This window comes from Cupriavidus phytohabitans, assembly GCF_017815025.1.
Lineage (GTDB): Bacteria > Pseudomonadota > Gammaproteobacteria > Burkholderiales > Burkholderiaceae > Cupriavidus.
In genome coordinates this window covers 54,070-74,615 of sequence record NZ_JAGIQB010000015.1, presented here as the reverse complement: position 1 = coordinate 74,615, position 20,546 = coordinate 54,070, and the positions used below count along the sequence as shown (strand labels likewise).

The following is a 20,546-nucleotide window of genomic DNA, read 5'->3' as shown; positions in this document are numbered from 1 at the left end:
ACCCCCGGGAGACTACGCAGATGGCGCAGATCCAGCTCGTCGATTCAGTAAGGGACCGCGTTTCCGACGCGGAATGGCAAATGCGCGTCGACCTTGCCGCGGCCTACCGGCTGGTGGCCCACTTCGGCTGGGACGACCTGATCTTCACGCACATCTCGGCGCGCGTGCCCGATGCGCCGGACCAGTTCCTGATCAACCCGTACGGCATGATGTTCGACGAAATCACCGCGTCGAGCCTGGTCAAGGTCGACCATGAGGGCCAGCCGGTGCTGGAGACGCCGTACGACGTCAACCCGGCCGGCTTCATCATCCACAGTGCCGTGCACGAGGCGCGCCCCGAAGTCGGCTGCGTGATGCACACCCATACTTCGCACGGCGTCGCGGTCTCGGCGCAGCAGGCGGGCTTGCTGCCGATCTCGCAGCAATCGATGTTCGCGCTGACCGGCCTGGCCTACCACGACTATGAAGGCGTGGCGCTGCGCGAAGACGAGAAGGCGCGGCTGGTGGCCGACCTGGGCCGCTGCAAGCAAATGATCCTGCGCAACCATGGCCTGCTGACGTGCGGGCGCACCGTGTCCGATGCGTTCCTGACCATGTACACGCTGGAGTCCGCCTGCCGCATCCAGATCCTGGCGCAGAGCGGCGGCACGCCGCTGACCACGGTGCCGGAATCCGCCAGCGCCAACATGGGCCAGCAGGCGCGCCAGGCCACCAAGGGCAAGGGCTCCAACCTGGCCTGGCCGGGCCTGCTGCGCCGGCTCGATCGCATCAACCCCGACTATCGCAACTGAGCCGCAACCGAGCTGAAACTGACCATGGCCATCCTTGTTCACCTGCCGTCGTTCATGGCGGTCCCCATCACGGGCCTGCTGCGCGAGCAAGCGCCGGATATCACCGTCTGGAACGGCCGCGAAGCCGCCGTGCCGGAAGACGTCGAGGCCATCATCGCCTGGGGCCTCAAGCCGGGCGTGCTGCCGGCCTACCCGAAGCTGCGGCTGGTGTGCGCCGCCACCGCCGGCGTCGACAAGCTGCTGGCCGCGCCGGACCTGCCGCAGGACATGCCGGTCACGCGCATTGTCGATCCGGGCCAGCAGACCGGCATCGCCCACTTCGTGCTGGCCATGGCGCTGCGCCATACGCGTGAACTGGGTGTGTATGCCGAGCAGCGGCGCCGCGGCGAATGGAAGCGCCATCGCGGGCGCGCGCTGTCGCGCTGCCGCGTGGGCGTGCTGGGGCTGGGCGAGATCGGCAGCGAGGTGGCGCGCATGTTCGCGGCCATTGGCTTTCCGGTGGCGGGCTGGAGCCGCAGCCCCAAGCACCTTCCCGGCGTGGCGGACTTTACCGGCGACGACGGGCTGGATGCCATGCTGGCGCAGACCGATATCCTGGTCTGCACGCTGCCGCTGACGCCGCAGACCAACGGCATGCTCGACCGCAAGACGCTGTCGCGGTTGCCGCAGGGTGCCTACTTCATCAACGTGGGGCGCGGCGAGCATGTGGTGGAAGCCGACCTGCTTGCGCTGATCGACGAAGGCCACCTTGCCGGCGCGGCGCTGGACGTGTTCGCCAAGGAGCCGCCGGCAGCCGACGACCCGGTCTGGACCCACCCGCGCATCGAAGCGACGCCGCATATCGCCGCCGATCCTTCGTACGAGCTGGTAGCGCAGCAGTGCATCGAAAACCTGCGCCGCGCGCGCGACGGACGCCCGTTGCTGAACCAGGTCGACCGGCAGGCCGGCTACTGAGCGGCGCGCCCGGGTTGCGTTACAGCGGCGCGGGCTGCGGCGCCGCCGTTGCTGCAGGTGCGGACGCAGCGGCCGGTTTGCTGCCGGCGCCGCTGTAGGAGAAGTACTTTGCCTTGGCGTTGCGGGCCCAGTAGGCCACGGTGAAGTGCTTGCCGTCACGGCCGTACAGCAGTTCCAGGCTGCCATTGGCCGCGGCCCATTCTGCATAGCCGTTCTCCGCCGAGGCTTCGGTCTTGCGCAGCGAGGCGTAGCGGGCATCGAGCTTGCCGCGCACGTCTTCCAGCGCCGAACGGTCGAAGGTCATGGTGATCAACGCCACCGTATCCTGCGCGTCGCAGTTCAGCGTCACGCGCGTCAGGCCGGGGAAGTGGAAGCGCTCCAGGCGCTTGAGCTCCACCGTATCGCCGCCGGCCCATTCTGACCTGCCGGTGCGGGCATGGTTTTCCGCCGGGGCGAGCCGTGCGCATTTCGACTTGCCAAGCTCCAGGCCGAGCGGCGCCGCGGTGTTGGAGACGGCAGCGGTGGCGCTGGCGGTGGCATTGGCCGTTGCCTGCGGCGCGGCTTGCGCGGCAAATGCTGCAAACGTGGCCAGCAGCGCGGCGCAGTGAGGGAAAGCCTTCTTCATCATCAGGGTGCTGAACGGATTCACGGGGTCGGATCGATAGGTCACCGCGGATTCTACGGCTTTTCCCGTGCGCACCTGCAGGGCAGGGCACAACTCGACCCACGACAGCCCTCGCACAGCCGCTCACCGCCGCTGCGCCAGCCAGATCCCCGCCCCGATCGCCGCCAGCCCGACCCCGTGATACCACCGCGGCCAGTCGCCCAGCAGCAGCGTCGACAATAGCGCCGCGAACACCGGCGTCAGCGTGATGAAGAACACAGGCAGCTGCGCGCCGGCCCGGGCAATGGCGCGGTCCCAGGCGAAGTAGGCCAGAAGCGAGGGAATCGTCGCCACGTAGAGCAGTATCGCGGCGACCTTGCCGTTCCATGGCAGCGGCTGGTCCTGGGCCATCAGTTCCCATACCGTCACCGGCGCGCTCGCCAGCACGCCGGCGACGATCTGGGAAAACAGCAGTACCGGCAGCGGTACGTCGGGCCTTTGCTTGCGCAGCAGCCAGGTATAGGCGCTCCAGGCAATGGTGGCCGCCAGCATGTAGAGGTCGCCGGGCACGAGGTCCAGCTGGGCCAGTCGCGCCGGCTCTCCACGCACCAGCACGAAGGACACGCCGACCAGACACAGCAACGCACCGGCGACCTGCACTGGCTTGACGCGTTCGCGGAAGAACAGCGCGCCAATCACGATCAGGAACAGCGGCGTGGACGCGCCGATCAGCGTCACGTTGATCGGGGTCGACGTGGTCAGTGCCAGGTACTGCAGCGCGTTATAGCTGCCGATGGACAGCACGCCCATGGCCGCGATCACGCCGGCGTGCCGGCGCAGCGCCGCACGATGTTCCAGCACGCCGCGCCAGGCGAATGGCGCCAGCAGCAGGCCAGCCAGCACCCAGCGCACGGCATTCAGCGTGATCGGCGGAATCGTGCCGGCGGCGAGGCGGCCGACGATGGCGTTGCCGGCCCAGCTCAGCGGCGGAAAAGTCAGCAGGAACAGGGTGGTCCAGTCGATGCGTCCGGAGCCGGCGCGGCTTGCTTGCATGGCGAAGGCGATGTTGGGCGAATCGCGCATTATCCGCCAACACCGGCATGGCCCGCAGCGGCGGGGCCGAAAATCAGGCGTTGGTCTTGCGTCCCACGCTGCGGATCAGCTGCGTGACCCGCGTCATGTACTGGTCGAACGCCTGGTTCGCCTGCGCCTGGCTGTCGATGGGTCTGGCGACGGTGCGTCCTTCCGCCTCCAGCTTGGCCAGGATATCCGGCTTGGCCAGCGCTTCGCCGATCGCCTTGCGCAGCACCGCGACCCGGTCCGCGGGCGTGCCGGCCTTGACGAAGTAGCCGCCGCCGATGGTGTATTCGAAGTCGGGAATCTGCTTGCTTTGCGAGATCAGCGGGACATGCTTCAGCGCCGGCGGCAGTGCCCTGGAGAAACTGGTCAGGATGCGCAGCCGGCCCTGCTGCTGCATGGCGTCGAAGCTCGACTGGTAGGGCAGGATGGCAAAGTCGACTTCGCCGCCGGCCAGGCCCTGCAGTGCCGGCGCGCCGCCCTTGTATGGCACGTGCAGCAGCGGTGCGCCGAGCCTGGCGGCCAGCGCGTCGCCCATCAGGTGATAGATCGAGTCGATGCCGACGGTCGCATAGGTCAGCGGCTTGGCCTTGCTCTGCTTCGCCAGGTCAAGGAACTTGTCCAGGCTGTCGGCGGCCAGGCCATTCCTGGCCATCAGCACGATATTGGCATCGCTGATCGGCGCGGCCAGCATGAAGTCCTGCGGCTTGTAGCGCGCGGCCGGATTCAGCAGCGGGGCCAGGAACACCTCGTTGATCGAGCCGTGGAAGAAGGTGTAGCCATCGGCGGGTGCGGCCAGCACCTTGTTGGCACCGATCAGGCCGGTGCCGCCGCCGTAGTTCTCGACCACGACCTGCTGCCTGACGCTCTTGCCGATCGATTCCCCGAAGATCCGGGCAGAGGTATCGCTGGCCCCGCCGGCCGGGTACGGCACCACCAGCGCCAGCGGCCGGGCGGGGAAGTTTTCCGCGGCAAGCGCGGGAAGGGAGGCCAGTGCGCCCAGTGCCGGGCTGCCGGCGGCACAGCCGGCCAGTTGCAGGAAGCGGCGGCGGTTCAGTGAATACATGAGGACTCCCGAAAAAAGCGTTGCTCAAACCAGGTAGCTCTGCGCCAGGTGCGCCCAGAATGCGGCGCCCACGGGCAAGGCCTTGTCATTGAAGTCGTACTGGGGGTTGTGGACCATGCAGCCGCCGTCCTCGCCCAGGCCGTTGCCGAGCCGGATATAGGCGCCGGGCCGCTGCTCCAGCATGTAGGCGAAATCTTCGCTGCCCATGACCGGCGGGCGCTCGACCACGTTGTCGGTGCCTACCAGCCGGATGGCGGCCTGGCGTGCATACTCGGTCTGCGCGGCATGATTGACCAGCACCGGGTACTTGCGCTCATAGACCACCTCGGACTGGAGCTGGTAGCTCTGCGCCTGCGCGGTGACGAACTCGCGGATGCGCGTTTCCACCAGGGTGCGCACCCTCGGGTCGAGCGTGCGCACGCCGATCTTGATGGTCGCGCTTTCCGGCACGACGTTGTAGGTGCTGCCGGCCTGGATCGAGCCCACCGTGATGACGGCCGACTTCAGCGCATCGATCTCGCGGCTGACAATCGACTGCAGGCCCAGCACGATGCTGGCCGCGCATTGCATCGGGTCGATGCCGTGGTGCGGCATGGCGCCATGCGCGCCGCGGCCGTGCAGCGTGACCGTGGCGCGGTCGAACGATGCCATTGCCGGGCCCGCGATAACGCCGATCTGGCCGACCGGCATCCCCGGCGAGTTATGCAGCGCGTAGACCTCGTCGCACGGGAAGCGTTCGAACAGGCCGTCCTCCAGCATGCGCAGCGCGCCGCCTTCGTTTTCCTCGGCCGGCTGGAAGATCAGGTTGAGCGTGCCGTTGAAATCGACCGACTCGGCCAGGTATTTCGCCGCGCACAGCAGGATCGCCGTGTGCCCGTCATGGCCGCAGGCGTGCATCTTGCCGGCGATGGTGCTGGCATAGTCCAGGCCGGTCTGCTCCTGGATCGGCAGCGCATCCATATCGGCGCGGATGCCGAGTGCCTTGCCGCCGTCGCCCTTGCGCAGGGTGCCGACCACGCCGGTCGTGCCCAGGCCGCGATGCACCGCGTAACCCCACGCCGCCAGCTGTTCGGCGACCAGGTCGCTGGTGCGGCGCTCCTCGAAGGCGAGCTCGGGATGGGCGTGGATCTGGTGGCGGATCCGGACGAACTCGGGCGCAATGGCCTGGACGGCCTGACGCAGGCTGGCGGTGGGGGACTGGGTCATGAATGTCGGCGTACGTGGTATTCCGGCCTATTCTCCACGCCCTTGGTCGCGGCATCCATGACAATGTTTGGGCAGAAACGTTGTATAAATAGCAACAATCAAAAAAAGCCTCGCTCGACCGGGAGGCAGGATCAGGCAAGAAGGAGCAAAGACATGGATGACGTGCTGGACCGCAAGCGGGCGCTGTGCCTGCTGCAGATCATTGAGACCGGCACGGTGCGCGGCGCGGCGGAGGTGCTCGAGCTGGACCCTTCGGTAGTAAGCCGCGCCGTGGCCAAGCTGGAGCAGGACACCGGCCTGACGCTGCTGGAGCGGCGCGGGCGCGGCGTGGTCGCCACCGACGCGGGGCGCCTGCTGGCGCTGTTCGCGCGGCGCCAGCAGGATCTGAACGACACCTTCCTGGCCGAGGTCAACAACCTGAAGAACGCCAGGCGCGGCCATGTCGAGCTCGTCTTCGGCGAGGGCTTCGTCGACCTGGTGCTCGAGCCGGTGCTGCAGGGGTTCCTGAGCAAGCATCCCGACGTTACCTGCAGCATTCAGGTGGCGGGCACCGACGAAACCGTCCGCCATATCCTGGAAGACCTGGCGCATATCGGCTTTGTTTTCCAGCCGCCCGACGATGTGCGCCTGCGCTCGCACTATTCACGGCTGTCGCCGATCCGCGTGCATGTGCGCAAGGACCATCCGCTCGCGCGGCGCCGGCGCGCGCTGACGCTGGCGGACCTGGCTGCGCACCAGGGTGCGGCGCTGGCTGAATCATTTGGCGTGCGCAAGCACGTGCAGGCGGCGGAGCTGGACGAGCACATCACGCTTAAGCCGATGCTGGTGACCAACTCATTCAAGGTGCTGTGGGAGTTCGCAGCGATGGGGCTGGGCTACATCCTGACGCCGCGCTCTGTGCCGCTGAAAGGGGCGCAGTTCAGGCAACTGGTGTCGCTGCCGCTGGCCAACCCGATTCTGAACAACAGCCGCATCCATATCATTTCGCGGGCGGGCAGGCACCTTTCGCCGGTGGCCAGCAGCATGCTGCGGCATGTGATGAAGGCCTTCCCGCTGATCTGATCAAGCGGGCAGGGCATCGTTGCATCCAGTGCAACGGATAGCCTGCTCGCTTGTCATGCGCCGGAAGCGGAGCGGTGGCGCTGCGGCCTCGCGCGGCTATTGCTGGCGTAGCGGCGGCATGCCGCATCCTCACGCGTGCGCACCGTCCAGGTAGGGGTCGATTGCGCGCGCCGGGTCGGCGGAGGGGCCGGTGCGGTCCAGGCCGGCGAGGGTGCGTGCGCCGTCGCTGTATGGGTCGACGTTGCGCGCGCCGTCGGCAAACGGGCTGCGCGCGTCCTGCACGCCGCGAGCGCCATCGGTGAACGGGCTGCGTGCGTCCTGCACGCTGCGCGCGCCATCGGCGAACGGGCTGCGTGCGTCCTGGACGGCGCGGGCGCCTTCGCTGAACGGGTCGCGCGCGCTCGGTGCAGCTTGTGCGCCAGCGGCGGCAGCGGCGAGGGCGATGGCGAGGACGAGGCGTCGGGTGAATTGGGTAGCCATGATCGGTTTCCTTTATGTCAGTGGATCTGTCTCGGTTTGCGTATCTGCGCGGCCGGGGCGTCGTCTTCGTCGTCTTTGCCGCCGGGCCACGAGAGGAATTAAAGGAGACCGGTGTATCTGCCCTGTAGCGGGTCAGCGGCGATTCTGTCAGGACACGTATCGATGTTTGCCGCGGATACAAAGCGGTACAAACGCGTGCCCCGGATGCCGTTTGCGAGCGGCAGTCAGCCGCGCCACGCCCGTGCCGGGCGCCGGGCCCGTCACACGAAAGATCCGGCTCAGGTGCGCCGCGCGCAGCTTCGAAGGCCCGGCAGTCCGGAACTCAATGGGAAGCAAAGGGTTCGTCGCACGCGACCCCATGATCCGGGGCACAATGGCGTGGCATCAAAAACCGAGGATGCCACCTTTTCTGCCACCCAAGGACGTCCGATCATGCATCACGTAGCGCTCGCCCTGTACCCTGGCTTCCAGGCGATGAACCTGGCGGTTACAACCGTGCTGGAGTTCACCAACCGGACGCTCGGCATGCCGCTGTACCAGGTCCACCTGCTGTCGGAGCAGGGCGGGCCGGTGATGTGTTCCGGCGGCTTTGCCGTGAGCACCGAGCCGTTCGGCAGGCGCCGCTTCGATACCGTGCTGGTGGTCGGCGACAACGACATCACGCCTACGCCGCCGGCGCTGGTCAGGTTCCTGCAGCGAGCGGCGCGCACCTCGCGGCGCATCGGCGCCACCTGCACCGGGGCCTTCAACCTGGCGGAGGCCGGGCTGCTGGATGGCCGCCGCGCCACCACGCACTGGTACTACGCGGAGCAGCTGCGGCGGCGCTTTCCCAACGTGGGCGTGGAAGAGGACCGCATCTTCATCATCGACGGCCCGGTATGGACGTCGGCCGGCATGTCAGCCTGCATCGACCTGGCACTGGCGCTGGTGGAGAAAGACGCCGGCGGCGCGGTCGCGCGCGACGTGGCGAAAAAGCTGGTCGTGTACCACCGCCGTGCCGGCGGGCAATCGCAGTTCTCGGCCTTGCTCGACCTGGAGCCGCGCTCCGACCGCATCCGCGCCGCGCTGGACTTTGCGCGGCAGAACCTGCAAAGCGAGCTCTCCGTGGAGCAGCTGGCAGAGGCGGCACACCTGAGCCCGCGGCAGTTCGCGCGCGCTTTCCGGGACGAGACTGGCCAGACGCCGGCGAAGGCCGTCGAGCACCTGCGCGTCGAAGCCGCGAGGCTGATGATGGAGAGCGGGCGCCATGCCATCGACGTGGTGGCGCGGGATACCGGATTCGGCGACCGCGAGCGCATGCGGCGGGCGTTCCTGCGGGCCTTTGGCCAGCCGCCGCAGGCGATCCGACGCCTGGCGCGAGGCGTCGAAACGCCGGCGGCATAGCGGGCGGCAAAGCGGGCGGCAAAGCACGCTGAAGACGCAGGCCTGCCGCATGAGCCTGCAGGCATCCTTCACGCACGTTGAAACCCTCTTGTAATAACCACCTGGCGGAATTGCACTGGCCACTGGCGCGCCGGCGGCCCCTCCGTTATCCCGGCGCAGCATACTGCCCGCGCTCCATGGAAAAGTGCATACGGCTCCACGGCACGTTTGTTGCTGGACAAAGGGAAGGTGAGCCATCCGGTCCGTCACCTCGTCCACGTCCCTACGGACATCACAAAGGAGCCGCCATGAATATCGTCTGGCTAGTTGGCGCGGTTGTCATCATCCTCGCGGTGCTCAGCTTCTTCGGCCTGCGCTGATCGATAGCTGACCATCGCCTGGTGCTGCGGCGGCTTGTCACCGCGTCCGCAGCGCCGGCATTTTCGTTCTTCTTTTCTTTCTTTTTGTCCTGAATGTCCTCAACGGGGCGCGTACCGGGCGCGCCCTACAACTCCGGCGTTCCCAGCGCCCGGCTGATACGCAGTGCCGCCAACGTGCTGATCACCCCGGACAGCAGGTAAAGACTCACCGCCACCAGTCCGAACAGCGACGACAGCCCCAGCGCCACCAGCGGCGCAAACGCGGCGCCAAACAACCAGCCGAAATCCGTGGTCAGCGCCGCCCCGGTGTAGCGGAAGCGGCGTTCGAAGTTGGAGGTCACCACGCCCGCCGCCTGCCCGTACGACAGCCCCAGCAGGCCGAATCCGACCAGGATGAAAATATTCTGGCCAGCGGCGCCGCCACCCAGCAGCCACGGCGTGACCAGGCTGAAAACACCGATCAGCACCGCCATCGTCGCCAGCGTGGTGCGGCGGCCGATGCGGTCCGCCAGCCAGCCCGAGATCAGCGTACCGATGAACGCGATAAAGCCGCCCGCGATCTGCACGGCCAGCACCTCGGAAATGGTCTGCTCCTGGTGCAGCACCGCCCACGACAGCGGAAACACCGTGACCAGGTGGAACAGCGCATAGCTGGCCAGCGCCGCGAACGCGCCGAGGAAGATGTTGAAGCCCTGCGCATTGACCATCTGCAGCGTGCTGATCGGCTCCAGTTCGTCTTCTTCGAGCAGCTGCGTGTATTCGTGCGTGACCACCAGCCGCAGCCGCGCGAACAGCGCCACCACGTTGATGGCAAAGGCCACGTAGAACGGATAGCGCCAGCCCCATTCGATGAACTCTTGCGGGGTCAGGCTGACATGCAGGAACAGGAACAGCGACCCGGCGATGATAAAACCGGAGGGCGCGCCAAGCTGGCCCACCATCGCATACCAGCCACGCTTGTCTTCCGGCGCGTTCAGCGCCAGCAGCGACGGCAGGCCGTCCCATGAACCGCCGAAGGCAATGCCCTGCAGGAAGCGGAACAGTGCCAGCAGGTAGATCGATACGGCCCCGATCGACGCGTACGACGGCAAGAACGCAATCCCCACCGTGGCGGTGCCGAGCAGGAACAGCGACGCAGTCAGCTTGATGCCGCGGCCCCAGCGCCGCTGGATGCGCATGAACAGCGCCGTGCCGAACGGCCGCCCGATGAAGGCGAAGGAAAAGATCGTGAAGCTGTACAGCAGCCCGGCCAGCTCGCTCGCGAACGGAAAGTAGACCGCCGGGAAGACAAGCACGGAAGCGATGCCGTACACGAAGAAATCGAAATACTCGGACGCTCGCCCGATCACCACGCCCGTGGCGATTTCGGCAGGGGCCACCTCATGGTGGCCGGGGGCCGGAGGTGCAGTCGGCGACGCTCGATGCTGGTGGGTCAGGCTGGCCATCGTCAGTCTCCTCTCGACAGGAGTGCTTCGATACTGCACTTAATCTCGCACAGTCACAAGAATAGCGCCTAAACTGCCTTAGAAAATCGAAAGGTGGATTCATCGGTGCTTGCCGACATTCCTCAGACGCCACTTTAGTGACTATGGGCCACTTCGACGCTGCCGTACCGCATTTCCGTGTGCCAAGAAGAAGACTACTGCAAGGATGTGGCGCGGTAGCCGCGCTGGCGTGCCTGTCCGGCTGTCAGGCAGTGTTGCTTTCGCCATCCGGCGACATGGCCGTGCGACAGCGCGACCTGATCATCATCGCCACCTGCCTGATGCTGCTGATCATCGTGCCGGTGATCATCCTCACGCTGGTATTCGCGTGGCGCTATCGTGAAAGCGCGACCGCGCCCTACAACCCCGACTGGGACCATTCCACGGTGCTGGAGCTCGCCATCTGGGCCGCGCCGCTGCTGATCATCATCGCGCTGGGCGCGGTGACCTGGGTCAGCACCCACCAGCTCGATCCCTATCGGCCGCTCACGCGCATCGACGCCAACCGGCCCGTTACCGCCGACGTCAAGCCGCTGCCGGTGCAGGTGGTGGCCATGGACTGGAAGTGGCTGTTCCTGTATCCGGAGCAGGGCATCGCCACGGTCAACGAGGTGGCAGCGCCGGTGGACCGGCCCATCGCCTTCCACATCACCGCCACCTCGGTGATGAACGCATTCTTCGTGCCGTCGCTGGCCGGCATGGTCTACGCCATGCCCGGCATGGAAACCAAGCTGCACGCCGTGATCAACAAGCCCGGCGAGTACGAGGGCATGTCGGCCAACTACAGCGGCGAGGGCTTCACCAACATGCGCTTCAAGTTCCACGGGCTGTCGAATGAAGACTTCGACCGCTGGATCCAGCAGGTCAAGTCCTCGGGCCAGGGCTTGTCGACGGATGCCTACCTGCAGCTCGCGCAGCCCAGCGAGCGCGTGCCGGTGCAGCGCTATGCCAACGTGGCGCCCGGCCTCTATGACCTGATCCTGAACCGCTGCGTGAGCGGTGGCCGGTGCATGGCCGATACCATGGCACTCGACCGCAGCCGCGGCAAGTTCGACCCGTCACGCGAGATCTGCACCGCGAGCAACACCCAGGCGGTTGCGCCTGCGTTCGCGGCCGGTGTTGTACGCAACGAGGGCCGGCTGCTGCTGCAGTAAGGCGCGGATTCTCCCACGTTCTCATTTTCCCAGCGGTACTGGCCAGCTACCATCGGCCACGGTTGGTTACTTCAGGCCCCAGGTGAACAAAAATGCCCGAGCGCTCGGAACTCGCCAATTTGATCTTCGGACGGCTGACGTGGGAGGCCATCCCGCTGCATGAGCCCATCCTGATCAGCACCTTCATCGCGGTGGTGCTGGGCGGGCTGGTGCTCGTGGGCGCGGTCACCAAGTACGGCCTGTGGGGCTACCTTTGGCGCGAGTGGTTCACCAGCATCGACCACAAGAAGATCGGGATCATGTACGTGATCCTGGGCATCATCATGCTGCTGCGCGGGTTTGCCGACGCGGTCATGATGCGCATCCAGCAGGCCATTGCCTTCGGCGACAACGCCGGCTATCTGCCGCCGCACCACTACGACCAGATCTTTACCGCGCACGGCGTGATCATGATCTTCTTCGTGGCCATGCCGCTGGTCACGGGGCTGATGAACTTTGTCATGCCGCTGCAGATCGGCGCGCGCGACGTCGCCTTCCCGTTCCTCAACAACTTCAGCTTCTGGATGACCACGGGCGGCGCCATCCTGGTGATGATGTCGCTGTTCGTTGGCGAATTCGCGCGCACCGGCTGGCTGGCGTATCCGCCGCTGTCCGGCATCATCCACAGTCCCGACGTCGGCGTCGACTACTACATATGGTCGTTGCAGGTGGCCGGGGTCGGGACATTGTTATCCGGCATCAATCTGCTGGTGACCATCGTCAAGATGCGCGCGCCGGGCATGACGCTGATGCGCATGCCGATCTTCACCTGGACCGCGCTTTGCACCAATGTGCTGATCATCGCCGCCTTCCCCGTGCTGACCGCGGCGCTGGCGCTGCTGTCGCTCGACCGCTACGTCGGCACCAATTTCTTCACCGCCGACCAGGGCGGCAGCGCCATGCTGTACGTCAACCTGATCTGGATCTGGGGTCACCCCGAGGTCTACATCCTGGTGCTGCCCGTGTTCGGCATCTTCTCCGAGGTGGTCGCCACCTTCTGTCGCAAGCGCCTGTTCGGCTATGCGTCGATGGTCTACGCCACGGTCGTGATCACGGTGCTGTCCTACCTGGTGTGGCTGCACCACTTCTTCACCATGGGCTCGGGCGCCAGCGTCAATTCCTTCTTCGGGATCACGACGATGATCATCTCGATCCCGACCGGCGCCAAGATCTTCAACTGGCTGTTCACGATGTACCACGGCAAGATCCGCTTCGAGGCGCCAATGCTGTGGACCATCGGCTTCATGGTCACCTTTGTGATCGGCGGCATGACCGGCGTGCTGCTGGCGGTGCCGCCGGCGGACTTCTCGCTGCACAACAGCCTGTTCCTGATCGCCCACTTCCACAACGTGATCATCGGCGGCGTGGTGTTCGGGCTGATGGCCGGCATCCACTACTGGTTCCCCAAGGCCTTCGGCTATCGCCTGGTCTCGTCGTGGGGCAAGGCCTCGTTCTGGTTCTGGCTGACCGGCTTTTACTTTGCCTTCATGCCGCTGTACTGGCTCGGGCTGCTCGGCGTGACGCGCCGGATGAACCGCTTCGACGATCCGTCGCTGCAGATCTGGTTCCAGATCGCCGCCTTCGGCGCCGCGCTGGTCGCCATCGGCATCGCCTGCTTCATCATCCAGCTGGTGGTCAGCTTCCTGCGACGCGAGGAGCTGCGCGACCTGACCGGCGATCCGTGGAATGGCCGCACGCTGGAATGGTCCACCTCGTCGCCGCCGCCGCAATACAACTTCGCCTTCACGCCGGTGGTGCACGACACCGACGCCTGGTGGCACATGAAACAGAACGGCTACACGCGTCCGCTGCAGGGCTTCAACCCCATCCACATGCCGAAGAACACCGCGGCCGGCATCGTGCTGGCGGGGCTGTCGACGCTGTGCGGCTTCGCGCTGATCTGGCATATCTGGTGGCTGGTGGTGGCGTCTTTCGCCGCGATCATCATCGGCGCGATCATCCATACCTTCAACTACAAGCGCGACTACTACATTCCGGCCGACCAAGTGGTCCGGACGGAGTCGGCGCGCACACAAGTGATGGCGGGCCATGGCTGAGACCACCTATCCCCAGTACGTGAGCGGCACCTCCGAGGCGGATGAAGTGCCGCCGGGGGGCTTCACCTTCCACCTGGCCGAAGAGCACCACCCGCAGAATGGCACGCTGCTCGGGTTCTGGCTCTACCTGATGAGCGACTGCCTGGTCTTTGCGTGCCTGTTCGCCGCGTACGGCGTGCTGGGCCGCGAATACGCAGGCGGGCCGAGCGGGGCCGAGCTGTTCGAATTGCCGCTGGTGGCGTTGAACACCACCTTCCTGCTGCTGTCTTCAATCACCTATGGCTTCGCCATGCTGCAGATGCAGCAGAACCGCATCGCCGGCACGCAGATCTGGCTGGCGATCACCGGGGTTTTTGGCGCGGCCTTCCTGGCGGTCGAGCTGTATGAGTTCGCGCACCTGATCCACCAGGGCGCCGGGCCGCAGCGCAGCGCGTTCCTGACCTCGTTCTTCGCGCTGGTTGGCACGCACGGTCTGCACGTGACCTTCGGCATCATCTGGCTGATCGTGCTGATGACGCAGGTGGCGCGGCACGGGTTGATCACCGCCAACAAGCGCAGGCTGATGTGCCTGTCAATGTTCTGGCACTTCCTGGACGTCGTCTGGATCGGCGTCTTTACCTTCGTCTACCTGATGGGGGCGCTGCCATGAGCGCACACGACGAGACACTGGACGGCCACGGGCATGGCCACGAGCACGAGGAAGACGTAGGGCCTCATGCCACGCTGGGCGGCTACCTGACCGGCTTCGTGCTGTCGGTTTTCCTGACCGCGGTCCCGTTCTGGCTGGTAATGGGCGGGGTGTTCGAGAAGTCTTCCACCACCGCCATCGTCATCCTGCTGATCGGCGCGGTGCAGATCGTGGTCCACATGATCTATTTCCTGCATATGAACGCCAGATCAGAGGGTGGATGGAACATGCTGTCGCTGATGTTCACGCTGACGCTGGTGGTGATCACGCTGACCGGGTCGCTGTGGGTGATGTTCCACCTGAACAGCAACATGATGCCGAAGATGCATCACGAGCGCACCGTTGAACCCGGTGCGGCAATCGTGCCGCCCAAGGCGCCGTAACAGGCAGGGCAGAGGGCAGGACGTTCCTGACTGACCAGCATATATACCCGCCCCCGCCAAGTGTCCTCAGATCACAGGGACATGCAACTGGCCATCAGTGCCAAGCACACGACCATCCGGCGTCGCCGGCAAATTGGTGAGCTCAAACGCCAGGATCTGCTGCGGCGTGCGATAGATGCCGCCATGTATCGCAGACATGGCGCTGGCGTCGAGGGTGCGGTGACCGGCAAGGTCGCGAATGGTCAGGGTGCTGATGACATTTCTCCCAAGGATTGGTGAGCGGCGTGCTCTGACAGGGCTTTGCAACCATCGTGCCTGTCGGGGGCGGGCGCAGCTTTCAGCATGGGAACGGCTGGGGCGTGACGCCGACGGCGCGGCGCATCCTGCACGGTGTTGGGCGGCGCCGCACACTAGTGCGATCGGTACGGGGAGCAATACCAACACCCCCAATCCGCAAGCCATCAAATCCTTGCCTTCCGCAACCGCAATGCGTTCGAGACCACTGAAGCCACCTTCAAACCGGACGCCTCTCGATGGACAGGTCAGGATCCTTGCGCAGGTCCGCACACCTCAGGAGAAAGCATGTTCGACCACGTCAAATTCGGAGTCAGCGATTATGCAGCGAGCAAAGCGTTCTTTCTCAAGGCACTCGAACCGCTCGGCGTAGCCGTTGTCTCGGAAGGGCTGCCGACGTACGGTGTCGAGCTGAGCTCAAAGCGCAAGGCTTCATTGTGCCTGTACCAAACCGAAGAGAAGCCGGCGCACCTTCACCTGGCATTCACGGCCGAGAATCGCCAGCAGGTCGAAGCCTTCTATCGCGCGGCTCTGGAGGCGGGTGGCAAAGACAATGGTGCGCCCGGCCTGCGCCCGCACTACCACGCGAACTACTATGCGGCTTTCGTCATTGGCCCGGACGGGCACAACATCGAAGTGGTTTGCCACGAACCTTGAGCCCTAACGTAACGTTCCACCACGCGTTCAGCCGCTTCGGCCAGGGGAACTTGCGCCAGATCACCCACGCATCCGCAACAGATCGGCGTAAGAGACCAGCTTGCGTTCCTCATTAGCAAGCGCCTTTCGTTTGGACACCGGGCGGGTTGGCTGGCCGCGCTCAAACTTGGCGGCGGCACGTGCGTCCTCCCGCGCGTAGGTCTGCGCGGCTCTCGCTTCCACTTTCAGGCGTTCAGCTTCCAGCCGCGCGGCAGTGCGTTCCTCTCGGGCAACATCCTGCACGGCCGACATGATTTCGGCTCTTAGCAGATCGCGCCTTTGCCTGGCAGCGGCACGGGCAGCCTGCAATTGCTCTTTCCTCTGCCGCAGCCAGTCTTTCCGGTTGACCGGCGCAGGCCTGGCCTCTGGGGGCACGCTCAGGCGCAAAGCCCTGCTGATTGAAACTCTCTCAGCCTGCAACATGCGCCGCGGTTCCTGCTTCGCATTTCTCACGCTGCATCACCCTCCCGGCACCACACGGATGCGGCACATGCATCACCAGTTAAAGTCCATGAACTCATCCCGGCAACCTTACCATAGGACTCCATCTCGGGCCTGGATGAGGGCGGCTGCGGATCAACCGGTCGCTGGCGCCACGCTACAATTGTGGCTTGCCCGCAAGGCCGGTTCCACGCCCAGACAACACCATAACGCCCGGGAAGCCATGTTGAACAAGAAGATGTTGGTTGGAGCGACAGCCGCAATCGCAATTGGCGCAGTCACGAGCTACGCGAGCCCGTACTGGACCATTTACCAAATGCGGTCCGCCATTGAAACCCGGGATCCGGAGAAGTTTTCACGCTACGTCGACTACCCCGCGCTGCGCGAAAACCTCAAGGCCCAACTGCTCCTGTCGATCAATGCTCATCTGCAATCTCCGGAGTTGAAGGGCAACCCGTTTGCCGGACTCGGACAAATGATCGGCCTCGCCATGGTCAACACGCTGGTGGATACCATGGTATCGCCCGCTGGCGTCATGGCGCTGATGGCTGGTGAGAAGCCGGCCGCCCAACCCTCGGCACCGCAACCACAGGCGTCGGCGCCGGCGCCGGAAGCACCTCGCAAGGAAGCGGCAAGAGATACCTTGAAGTACGACGTTTCCTATCGGAGCTGGAACCTGGTTCAGGCGACGGCTACGAAAGACAACGGCGACGCGATCGTTGCCGACTTGCGGCGCGATGGGCTTTGGTCGTGGAAGTGGGTCGGGATCAAGATCCCCGATCTGGCAAGGCCATAACCATAACTGGCTGTGCCTGGGCGTTTAGCGCGATGCAAGCGGACTGGGTCGGACGGCCGGCGTGCGCCGCCTGCAATGTGATTCAACGAAATGCGGCGCGAATGTCTTCTACGGTGCGCCGGGGATCCTGCAGGTGCGGGTAGTGCCCGATGCCCGGCAGAGCGGTGAACTCGGCGTGCGCCTTCTGCGCGAATTCGATGCCCATTTCTTTCCGGATATAGATGTCCTTCTCACCCCAGACCACCTTGACCGGTGTCTTCAGCCGGTGCAGGTTCGCCTCCAGATACGCCTGGTCCCGCGTGAAGTGCGAGTAGTAGTGATAAAAGGCGTCGGCAGACGTCATGGCGCCCTGGCTCCATCCGCGGGCCATGTCTTCCTGGAGTTCGGGCGAAATGTCGAACTGCGCTTGCGCCGGCAGGCCGCGCCGGTAGGCGTTCTGGAGGACATCGTCGCGATTCCGGTTCAGCTGCGCGCGAGCCAGTTCGGCCGACGGCTGAGATTTCAGGCTTTGCAGGCTTTCGTACATGTACTGTGGCCTGTCGAGCGGGGCGAAGTCGCCGACGATGATCGTTCTCGCAATGTCCGGTGCGTCGAGCGCCAGAAGCAAGGCCGGCAGCGCGCCGATATCGGTTGCGTAGATGGTTAGCTGCGACGTGTCGATGCCGGCCTTGCGGATGTATGCCTCCAGGACTCGGGCATAGTCCCGGGGCGCATAGGAAAACCTGTCCGCCGTTGGACGCGATGAGAGCCCGTAGCCAGGCCAGTCGATGGCATGCACTTCGAAGCTATCGCCCAGCGACAGGGCGATGTCCTTCCATGCGTAAAGGGTTTCGGGGAATCCGTGCAGGAACAGGACGGTCCCTTTCGCGCCGGGGTGGTGCACGATCATCCGTCTCAGCGAAATGTCCGCGTCAATCTCGATCCATCCGATATCGGGCTGTCGTGGCTGGGTGGAGGGGGCGGCCTGGGCGATGGCGGCAGCGCCAAGGATGAGAGCGAATGCAAGCAGCCGCTGCAGCAAGGATCTGGACATGTCAGCAGTTCGTGGAAATGGTATCGCACATCAATGGACCCAGCGCTCGACCTGCGCTTGCAGGCGCGGGCCGACCAGCAGGATGGCGGGGATCACGATCACATAGCCGATGCCCCAGGAGCGCAGCCAGGTCAGCGCAAAGCCATCGGAGAATCCCATATTGAGAGCGAGCAGGGCGAACGAGATGATTCCCGTGGTGACGACACCCATCGACAGCGCGAAGGCGATTTTCCGTTTCAGTTGCACGTTCATGGCTACTTCCTTTACTTTGAAAAAATACCGATTGGTATATTCTTGCTCAAAAAAATCAAGCGAGATCGGCGATGGTTTTCTTCACCGCCGACATAACGGCCTGGTTGTACGCCGCGTTGCCGGTGAGCCGGGAGATCATGATCGCGCCCTCGATCAGTGCGATCAGCGTGACGGCAGTCTCCTCAGGGTCGACGTCTTTGCGGAACTCCCTGGCGGTAATGCCTGCCTTGATGACCGACACGAGGTTTGCTTTCCAGCCCCGGAAGGCCGCCATCGCTTTTTCCCGCAGGGCAGGGTGGGTGTCGTCGGCCTCAACGGCCGTGTTAAGAAGGGGGCAGCCGCCTTTCGGGAAACACTCAGGAAGATTCCCATACACGCCGGTCAATGCCAGCAGCTTTTCCTTGCTGGTGCCCTTGGAAGCCATTTCATCACGCACGGCGGATAGCACCTGCTTCCAGTTGTGGTCGAATGCTGCCAGCGCCACCTCTTCCTTGTTGGCAAAGTTGCCATAGACACTGCCCTTGGTGAGGCCAGTGGCTTCGGTCATGTCGGCCAGTGATGTTCCGGCATAGCCCTTTGTGTTGAAAATGGGCGCTGTCTTCTCGACGATCAGCTGGCGGGTGCGTTCGGCTTTATTCATGCAGCCCAGAATATACCAATCGGTATTTTTGTCAAGGCCGCACGCCCATGTGACGGATGGTTCATCCCTCACGCACGGGTTGGACGGCTGTACCCGTAGACATTGCCGGATGGCTTCATGCCGCCTGGAGATGCGTTCACCAACGCGCAAGCCTGGTGCGCGCGTTCGCTTCGCGTCACTGGCGATAAAAAAATCTTGCACTTCAAAACTACGACTAATATGATCGTAGTTATGGGTCGTGCTTTGGCTCGGCCCTGTTACCAAAACCGAGGTTTGATTCAGGAGCTTGAAGATGTCCCAACGCATTCTTGTCATCGGCGCCGGCTTTGCCGGCATGTGGAGCGCACTGGCTTCGGCCCGTCTGCTTGACCAGGTCGGGCGCACCGACGTGGAAATCGCGCTGGTCGCGCCGGAACCCGAACTACATGTCCGCCCGCGTCTCTATGAGCAGAATCCGAACGGGATGAAGGCGCCGCTGCAGGAAATCTTCAAGGCCGTCGGCGTGCGGTTTATCCAGGGCAGGGTGGAACACATCGATGTCGCGAACCGCGCAGTGAGCATTGCGGGCGTCGGCGCGGATGGCTCGCGCCACCGACTCGGCTATGACCGCCTGGTGCTCGCCGCGGGAAGCCGGTTGTTCCGTCCGCAGATTCCCGGCCTGGACCAGCATGCGTTCAATGTCGACCAGGTCGCCGACGCGGCGCGGCTCGAAGCGCATCTCCATGGCCTGGCCAGTTGCCCGGAAGGCGCCGGGCGCAATACGGTAGTCGTCGCGGGCGCCGGTTTCACAGGCATCGAGACTGCCGCGGAAATGCCGGCCCGCCTGCGCGAAGTCCTGGGCGAGGACGCCGCCGTGAACGTGATCATGGTGGAGCGCAATGCCGAGATCGGACCTGACCTGGGCGCGGGGCCGCGGCCGGTGATCAAGCAGGCGCTGACGGAGCTGGGCGTGACCTGGAAGCTCGGCTCCGGCGTCGCGGCGGTCGACGCGGCGGGCGTCACCCTCGAGAACGGCGCGCGCATCGAGGCGGCCACGGTGATCTGGACCGCCGGGGCCCGCGCCAGCGAACTTACCGCGCAGATTCCGGCCGAGCGCGATGGCTTTGGCCGGCTGCACGTGGATCGCGATCTGAGGGTAAGGGGTGTGGAGTCGGTGTTCGCCACCGGTGACTGCGCCTATGCCGCGACCGATGACGAAGGCAACTTTGCGGCGATGTCGTGCCAGCACGCGATGAACCTCGGCCGATCGGCAGGACACAATGTGGCAGCGGACCTCGTGGGCGAGACGCTGATCCCGTATAGCCAACCGAAGTATGTGACCTGCCTGGACCTGGGGCCGTGGGGCGCTGTCTACACGGAAGGCTGGGACCGGCAGGTAAAGCTGACCGGAGGCGTCGCCAAGGCGCTGAAGACACGGATCAATACCGAGTGGATCTACCCGCCGAGCGCGGACCGTGCGGAAGCGCTGGCGCTGGCTGACCCGCGCCGGATCGTTGTTGCCTGACCGGGCGCAGGAAGGAAAGAGGGTGATCCAGCGGATCGCCCTCTTGGCATTGCATCGGCGCAGCATCTGCGCGCGCTGATGAAGGACATGGATAACTAAGATT

General features: G+C 64.8%; 22 protein-coding genes. 12 read left to right on the top strand and 10 right to left on the bottom strand.

Translation table 11 applies throughout. The annotated features are described in order from the left end of the window. Nucleotides 1-20 precede the first annotated feature (20 nt). Entirely contained in the window at nucleotides 21-791 is a 771-nt protein-coding gene (locus tag J8I34_RS12790) for a class II aldolase/adducin family protein (RefSeq protein WP_029044683.1), read from the top strand. Nucleotides 792-815: 24 nt separating this feature from the next. Beyond that, nucleotides 816-1,745 (top strand): 2-hydroxyacid dehydrogenase, encoded by a 930-nt coding sequence (locus tag J8I34_RS12785; protein ID WP_209769943.1) that lies wholly within the window; start codon nucleotides 816-818, stop codon nucleotides 1,743-1,745. A 19-nt stretch (nucleotides 1,746-1,764) separates the two neighbouring features. Here the strand turns inward: J8I34_RS12785 and J8I34_RS12780 are convergent, their stop codons facing one another. The 4 genes from J8I34_RS12780 to J8I34_RS12765 all read right to left on the bottom strand — a co-directional run bounded on the left by J8I34_RS12780 (nucleotide 1,765) and on the right by J8I34_RS12765 (nucleotide 5,698). Beyond that, a complete protein-coding gene (locus J8I34_RS12780; RefSeq protein WP_371748073.1) occupies nucleotides 1,765-2,373 on the bottom strand; it encodes a hypothetical protein in 609 nt (202 codons plus the stop codon). Nucleotides 2,374-2,493: 120 nt separating this feature from the next. Then, nucleotides 2,494-3,402: a DMT family transporter gene (locus tag J8I34_RS12775; RefSeq protein ID WP_029044680.1), complete on the bottom strand. Its 909-nt coding sequence runs from the start codon at nucleotides 3,400-3,402 to the stop codon at nucleotides 2,494-2,496. Between the two features lie 73 nt (nucleotides 3,403-3,475). After that, entirely contained in the window at nucleotides 3,476-4,492 is a 1,017-nt protein-coding gene (locus tag J8I34_RS12770; RefSeq protein ID WP_029044679.1) for a tripartite tricarboxylate transporter substrate binding protein, read from the bottom strand. A gap of 24 nt (nucleotides 4,493-4,516) precedes the next feature. Next, nucleotides 4,517-5,698: a M20 aminoacylase family protein gene (locus J8I34_RS12765; protein ID WP_209769952.1), complete on the bottom strand. Its 1,182-nt coding sequence runs from the start codon at nucleotides 5,696-5,698 to the stop codon at nucleotides 4,517-4,519. 153 nt (nucleotides 5,699-5,851) lie between these two features. Between J8I34_RS12765 and J8I34_RS12760 the strand changes: the two genes are divergently transcribed. Then, nucleotides 5,852-6,760, top strand: coding sequence for a LysR family transcriptional regulator (locus J8I34_RS12760; RefSeq protein ID WP_029044677.1), 909 nt, complete (start codon nucleotides 5,852-5,854; stop codon nucleotides 6,758-6,760). Nucleotides 6,761-6,889: 129 nt separating this feature from the next. On the opposite strand, the gene J8I34_RS12755 is transcribed toward J8I34_RS12760, so the two are convergent. Then, nucleotides 6,890-7,240 carry a hypothetical protein gene (locus J8I34_RS12755; RefSeq protein ID WP_029044676.1) on the bottom strand — a complete coding sequence of 117 codons (351 nt, stop codon included), beginning with the start codon at nucleotides 7,238-7,240 and terminating at the stop codon, nucleotides 6,890-6,892. Between the two features lie 432 nt (nucleotides 7,241-7,672). Between J8I34_RS12755 and J8I34_RS12750 the strand changes: the two genes are divergently transcribed. Next, a complete protein-coding gene (locus J8I34_RS12750) occupies nucleotides 7,673-8,623 on the top strand; it encodes a GlxA family transcriptional regulator (protein WP_209769954.1) in 951 nt (316 codons plus the stop codon). Nucleotides 8,624-9,107: 484 nt separating this feature from the next. Here the strand turns inward: J8I34_RS12750 and J8I34_RS12745 are convergent, their stop codons facing one another. Continuing rightward, nucleotides 9,108-10,427, bottom strand: coding sequence for an MFS transporter (locus tag J8I34_RS12745; RefSeq protein ID WP_209769957.1), 1,320 nt, complete (start codon nucleotides 10,425-10,427; stop codon nucleotides 9,108-9,110). 143 nt (nucleotides 10,428-10,570) lie between these two features. Between J8I34_RS12745 and cyoA the strand changes: the two genes are divergently transcribed. The 6 genes from cyoA (at nucleotide 10,571) to J8I34_RS12715 (ending at nucleotide 15,738) form a co-directional block, all read left to right on the top strand. Further along, a complete protein-coding gene (cyoA, locus tag J8I34_RS12740) occupies nucleotides 10,571-11,620 on the top strand; it encodes a ubiquinol oxidase subunit II (protein WP_209770375.1) in 1,050 nt (349 codons plus the stop codon). A 92-nt stretch (nucleotides 11,621-11,712) separates the two neighbouring features. Next, complete coding sequence (cyoB, locus tag J8I34_RS12735) at nucleotides 11,713-13,716, top strand: cytochrome o ubiquinol oxidase subunit I (RefSeq protein ID WP_209769959.1); 2,004 nt, start codon at nucleotides 11,713-11,715, stop codon at nucleotides 13,714-13,716. Beyond that, complete coding sequence (gene cyoC, locus J8I34_RS12730) at nucleotides 13,709-14,365, top strand: cytochrome o ubiquinol oxidase subunit III (protein WP_029044671.1); 657 nt, start codon at nucleotides 13,709-13,711, stop codon at nucleotides 14,363-14,365. Before cyoB ends, cyoC begins: the two co-directional genes overlap by 8 nt. Next, complete coding sequence (gene cyoD / locus J8I34_RS12725; RefSeq protein ID WP_209769961.1) at nucleotides 14,362-14,787, top strand: cytochrome o ubiquinol oxidase subunit IV; 426 nt, start codon at nucleotides 14,362-14,364, stop codon at nucleotides 14,785-14,787. Before cyoC ends, cyoD begins: the two co-directional genes overlap by 4 nt. 81 nt (nucleotides 14,788-14,868) lie before the next feature. After that, nucleotides 14,869-15,066 carry a hypothetical protein gene (locus J8I34_RS12720; RefSeq protein ID WP_209806187.1) on the top strand — a complete coding sequence of 66 codons (198 nt, stop codon included), beginning with the start codon at nucleotides 14,869-14,871 and terminating at the stop codon, nucleotides 15,064-15,066. Between the two features lie 303 nt (nucleotides 15,067-15,369). Further along, nucleotides 15,370-15,738, top strand: a complete 369-nt coding sequence (locus J8I34_RS12715; RefSeq protein WP_209769971.1) for a VOC family protein — start codon at nucleotides 15,370-15,372, stop codon at nucleotides 15,736-15,738. Between the two features lie 60 nt (nucleotides 15,739-15,798). On the opposite strand, the gene J8I34_RS12710 is transcribed toward J8I34_RS12715, so the two are convergent. After that, on the bottom strand, nucleotides 15,799-16,200 hold the full coding sequence (locus tag J8I34_RS12710) for a hypothetical protein (protein ID WP_245175909.1): 402 nt from the start codon (nucleotides 16,198-16,200) through the stop codon (nucleotides 15,799-15,801). Between the two features lie 241 nt (nucleotides 16,201-16,441). Here J8I34_RS12710 and J8I34_RS12705 point away from each other — a divergent pair, with 241 nt between their 5' ends. Beyond that, nucleotides 16,442-17,014: a DUF2939 domain-containing protein gene (locus J8I34_RS12705; RefSeq protein WP_035876525.1), complete on the top strand. Its 573-nt coding sequence runs from the start codon at nucleotides 16,442-16,444 to the stop codon at nucleotides 17,012-17,014. A gap of 82 nt (nucleotides 17,015-17,096) precedes the next feature. Here the strand turns inward: J8I34_RS12705 and J8I34_RS12700 are convergent, their stop codons facing one another. From J8I34_RS12700 to J8I34_RS12690, 3 genes are read right to left on the bottom strand one after another with little or no spacing between them, the layout of a single operon-like run. Beyond that, nucleotides 17,097-18,047, bottom strand: a complete 951-nt coding sequence (locus tag J8I34_RS12700) for an alpha/beta fold hydrolase (protein WP_209769975.1) — start codon at nucleotides 18,045-18,047, stop codon at nucleotides 17,097-17,099. Nucleotides 18,048-18,077: 30 nt separating this feature from the next. Next, complete coding sequence (locus tag J8I34_RS12695) at nucleotides 18,078-18,299, bottom strand: DUF2798 domain-containing protein (RefSeq protein WP_209769977.1); 222 nt, start codon at nucleotides 18,297-18,299, stop codon at nucleotides 18,078-18,080. Nucleotides 18,300-18,354: 55 nt separating this feature from the next. Then, a complete protein-coding gene (locus J8I34_RS12690) occupies nucleotides 18,355-19,245 on the bottom strand; it encodes a TetR/AcrR family transcriptional regulator (protein ID WP_245175908.1) in 891 nt (296 codons plus the stop codon). Between J8I34_RS12690 and J8I34_RS12685 the strand changes: the two genes are divergently transcribed. Next, nucleotides 19,232-20,443 (top strand): NAD(P)/FAD-dependent oxidoreductase, encoded by a 1,212-nt coding sequence (locus J8I34_RS12685; protein WP_029044662.1) that lies wholly within the window; start codon nucleotides 19,232-19,234, stop codon nucleotides 20,441-20,443. The genes J8I34_RS12690 and J8I34_RS12685 overlap by 14 nt on opposite strands. Nucleotides 20,444-20,546: the final 103 nt, after the last annotated feature.

Coding starts and splice junctions, on each gene's coding strand:
- J8I34_RS12790 (WP_029044683.1), top strand. CDS start 21: ATGGCGCAGATCCAGCTCGTCGATTCAGTAAGGGACCGCGTTTCCGAC.
- J8I34_RS12785 (WP_209769943.1), top strand. CDS start 816: ATGGCCATCCTTGTTCACCTGCCGTCGTTCATGGCGGTCCCCATCACG.
- J8I34_RS12780 (WP_371748073.1), bottom strand. CDS start 2,373: ATGATGAAGAAGGCTTTCCCTCACTGCGCCGCGCTGCTGGCCACGTTT.
- J8I34_RS12775 (WP_029044680.1), bottom strand. CDS start 3,402: ATGCAAGCAAGCCGCGCCGGCTCCGGACGCATCGACTGGACCACCCTG.
- J8I34_RS12770 (WP_029044679.1), bottom strand. CDS start 4,492: ATGTATTCACTGAACCGCCGCCGCTTCCTGCAACTGGCCGGCTGTGCC.
- J8I34_RS12765 (WP_209769952.1), bottom strand. CDS start 5,698: ATGACCCAGTCCCCCACCGCCAGCCTGCGTCAGGCCGTCCAGGCCATT.
- J8I34_RS12760 (WP_029044677.1), top strand. CDS start 5,852: ATGGATGACGTGCTGGACCGCAAGCGGGCGCTGTGCCTGCTGCAGATC.
- J8I34_RS12755 (WP_029044676.1), bottom strand. CDS start 7,240: ATGGCTACCCAATTCACCCGACGCCTCGTCCTCGCCATCGCCCTCGCC.
- J8I34_RS12750 (WP_209769954.1), top strand. CDS start 7,673: ATGCATCACGTAGCGCTCGCCCTGTACCCTGGCTTCCAGGCGATGAAC.
- J8I34_RS12745 (WP_209769957.1), bottom strand. CDS start 10,427: ATGGCCAGCCTGACCCACCAGCATCGAGCGTCGCCGACTGCACCTCCG.
- cyoA (WP_209770375.1), top strand. CDS start 10,571: ATGGGCCACTTCGACGCTGCCGTACCGCATTTCCGTGTGCCAAGAAGA.
- cyoB (WP_209769959.1), top strand. CDS start 11,713: ATGCCCGAGCGCTCGGAACTCGCCAATTTGATCTTCGGACGGCTGACG.
- cyoC (WP_029044671.1), top strand. CDS start 13,709: ATGGCTGAGACCACCTATCCCCAGTACGTGAGCGGCACCTCCGAGGCG.
- cyoD (WP_209769961.1), top strand. CDS start 14,362: ATGAGCGCACACGACGAGACACTGGACGGCCACGGGCATGGCCACGAG.
- J8I34_RS12720 (WP_209806187.1), top strand. CDS start 14,869: ATGCAACTGGCCATCAGTGCCAAGCACACGACCATCCGGCGTCGCCGG.
- J8I34_RS12715 (WP_209769971.1), top strand. CDS start 15,370: ATGTTCGACCACGTCAAATTCGGAGTCAGCGATTATGCAGCGAGCAAA.
- J8I34_RS12710 (WP_245175909.1), bottom strand. CDS start 16,200: ATGTTGCAGGCTGAGAGAGTTTCAATCAGCAGGGCTTTGCGCCTGAGC.
- J8I34_RS12705 (WP_035876525.1), top strand. CDS start 16,442: ATGTTGAACAAGAAGATGTTGGTTGGAGCGACAGCCGCAATCGCAATT.
- J8I34_RS12700 (WP_209769975.1), bottom strand. CDS start 18,047: ATGTCCAGATCCTTGCTGCAGCGGCTGCTTGCATTCGCTCTCATCCTT.
- J8I34_RS12695 (WP_209769977.1), bottom strand. CDS start 18,299: ATGAACGTGCAACTGAAACGGAAAATCGCCTTCGCGCTGTCGATGGGT.
- J8I34_RS12685 (WP_029044662.1), top strand. CDS start 19,232: ATGTCCCAACGCATTCTTGTCATCGGCGCCGGCTTTGCCGGCATGTGG.
- J8I34_RS12690 (WP_245175908.1), bottom strand. CDS start 19,245: ATGCGTTGGGACATCTTCAAGCTCCTGAATCAAACCTCGGTTTTGGTA.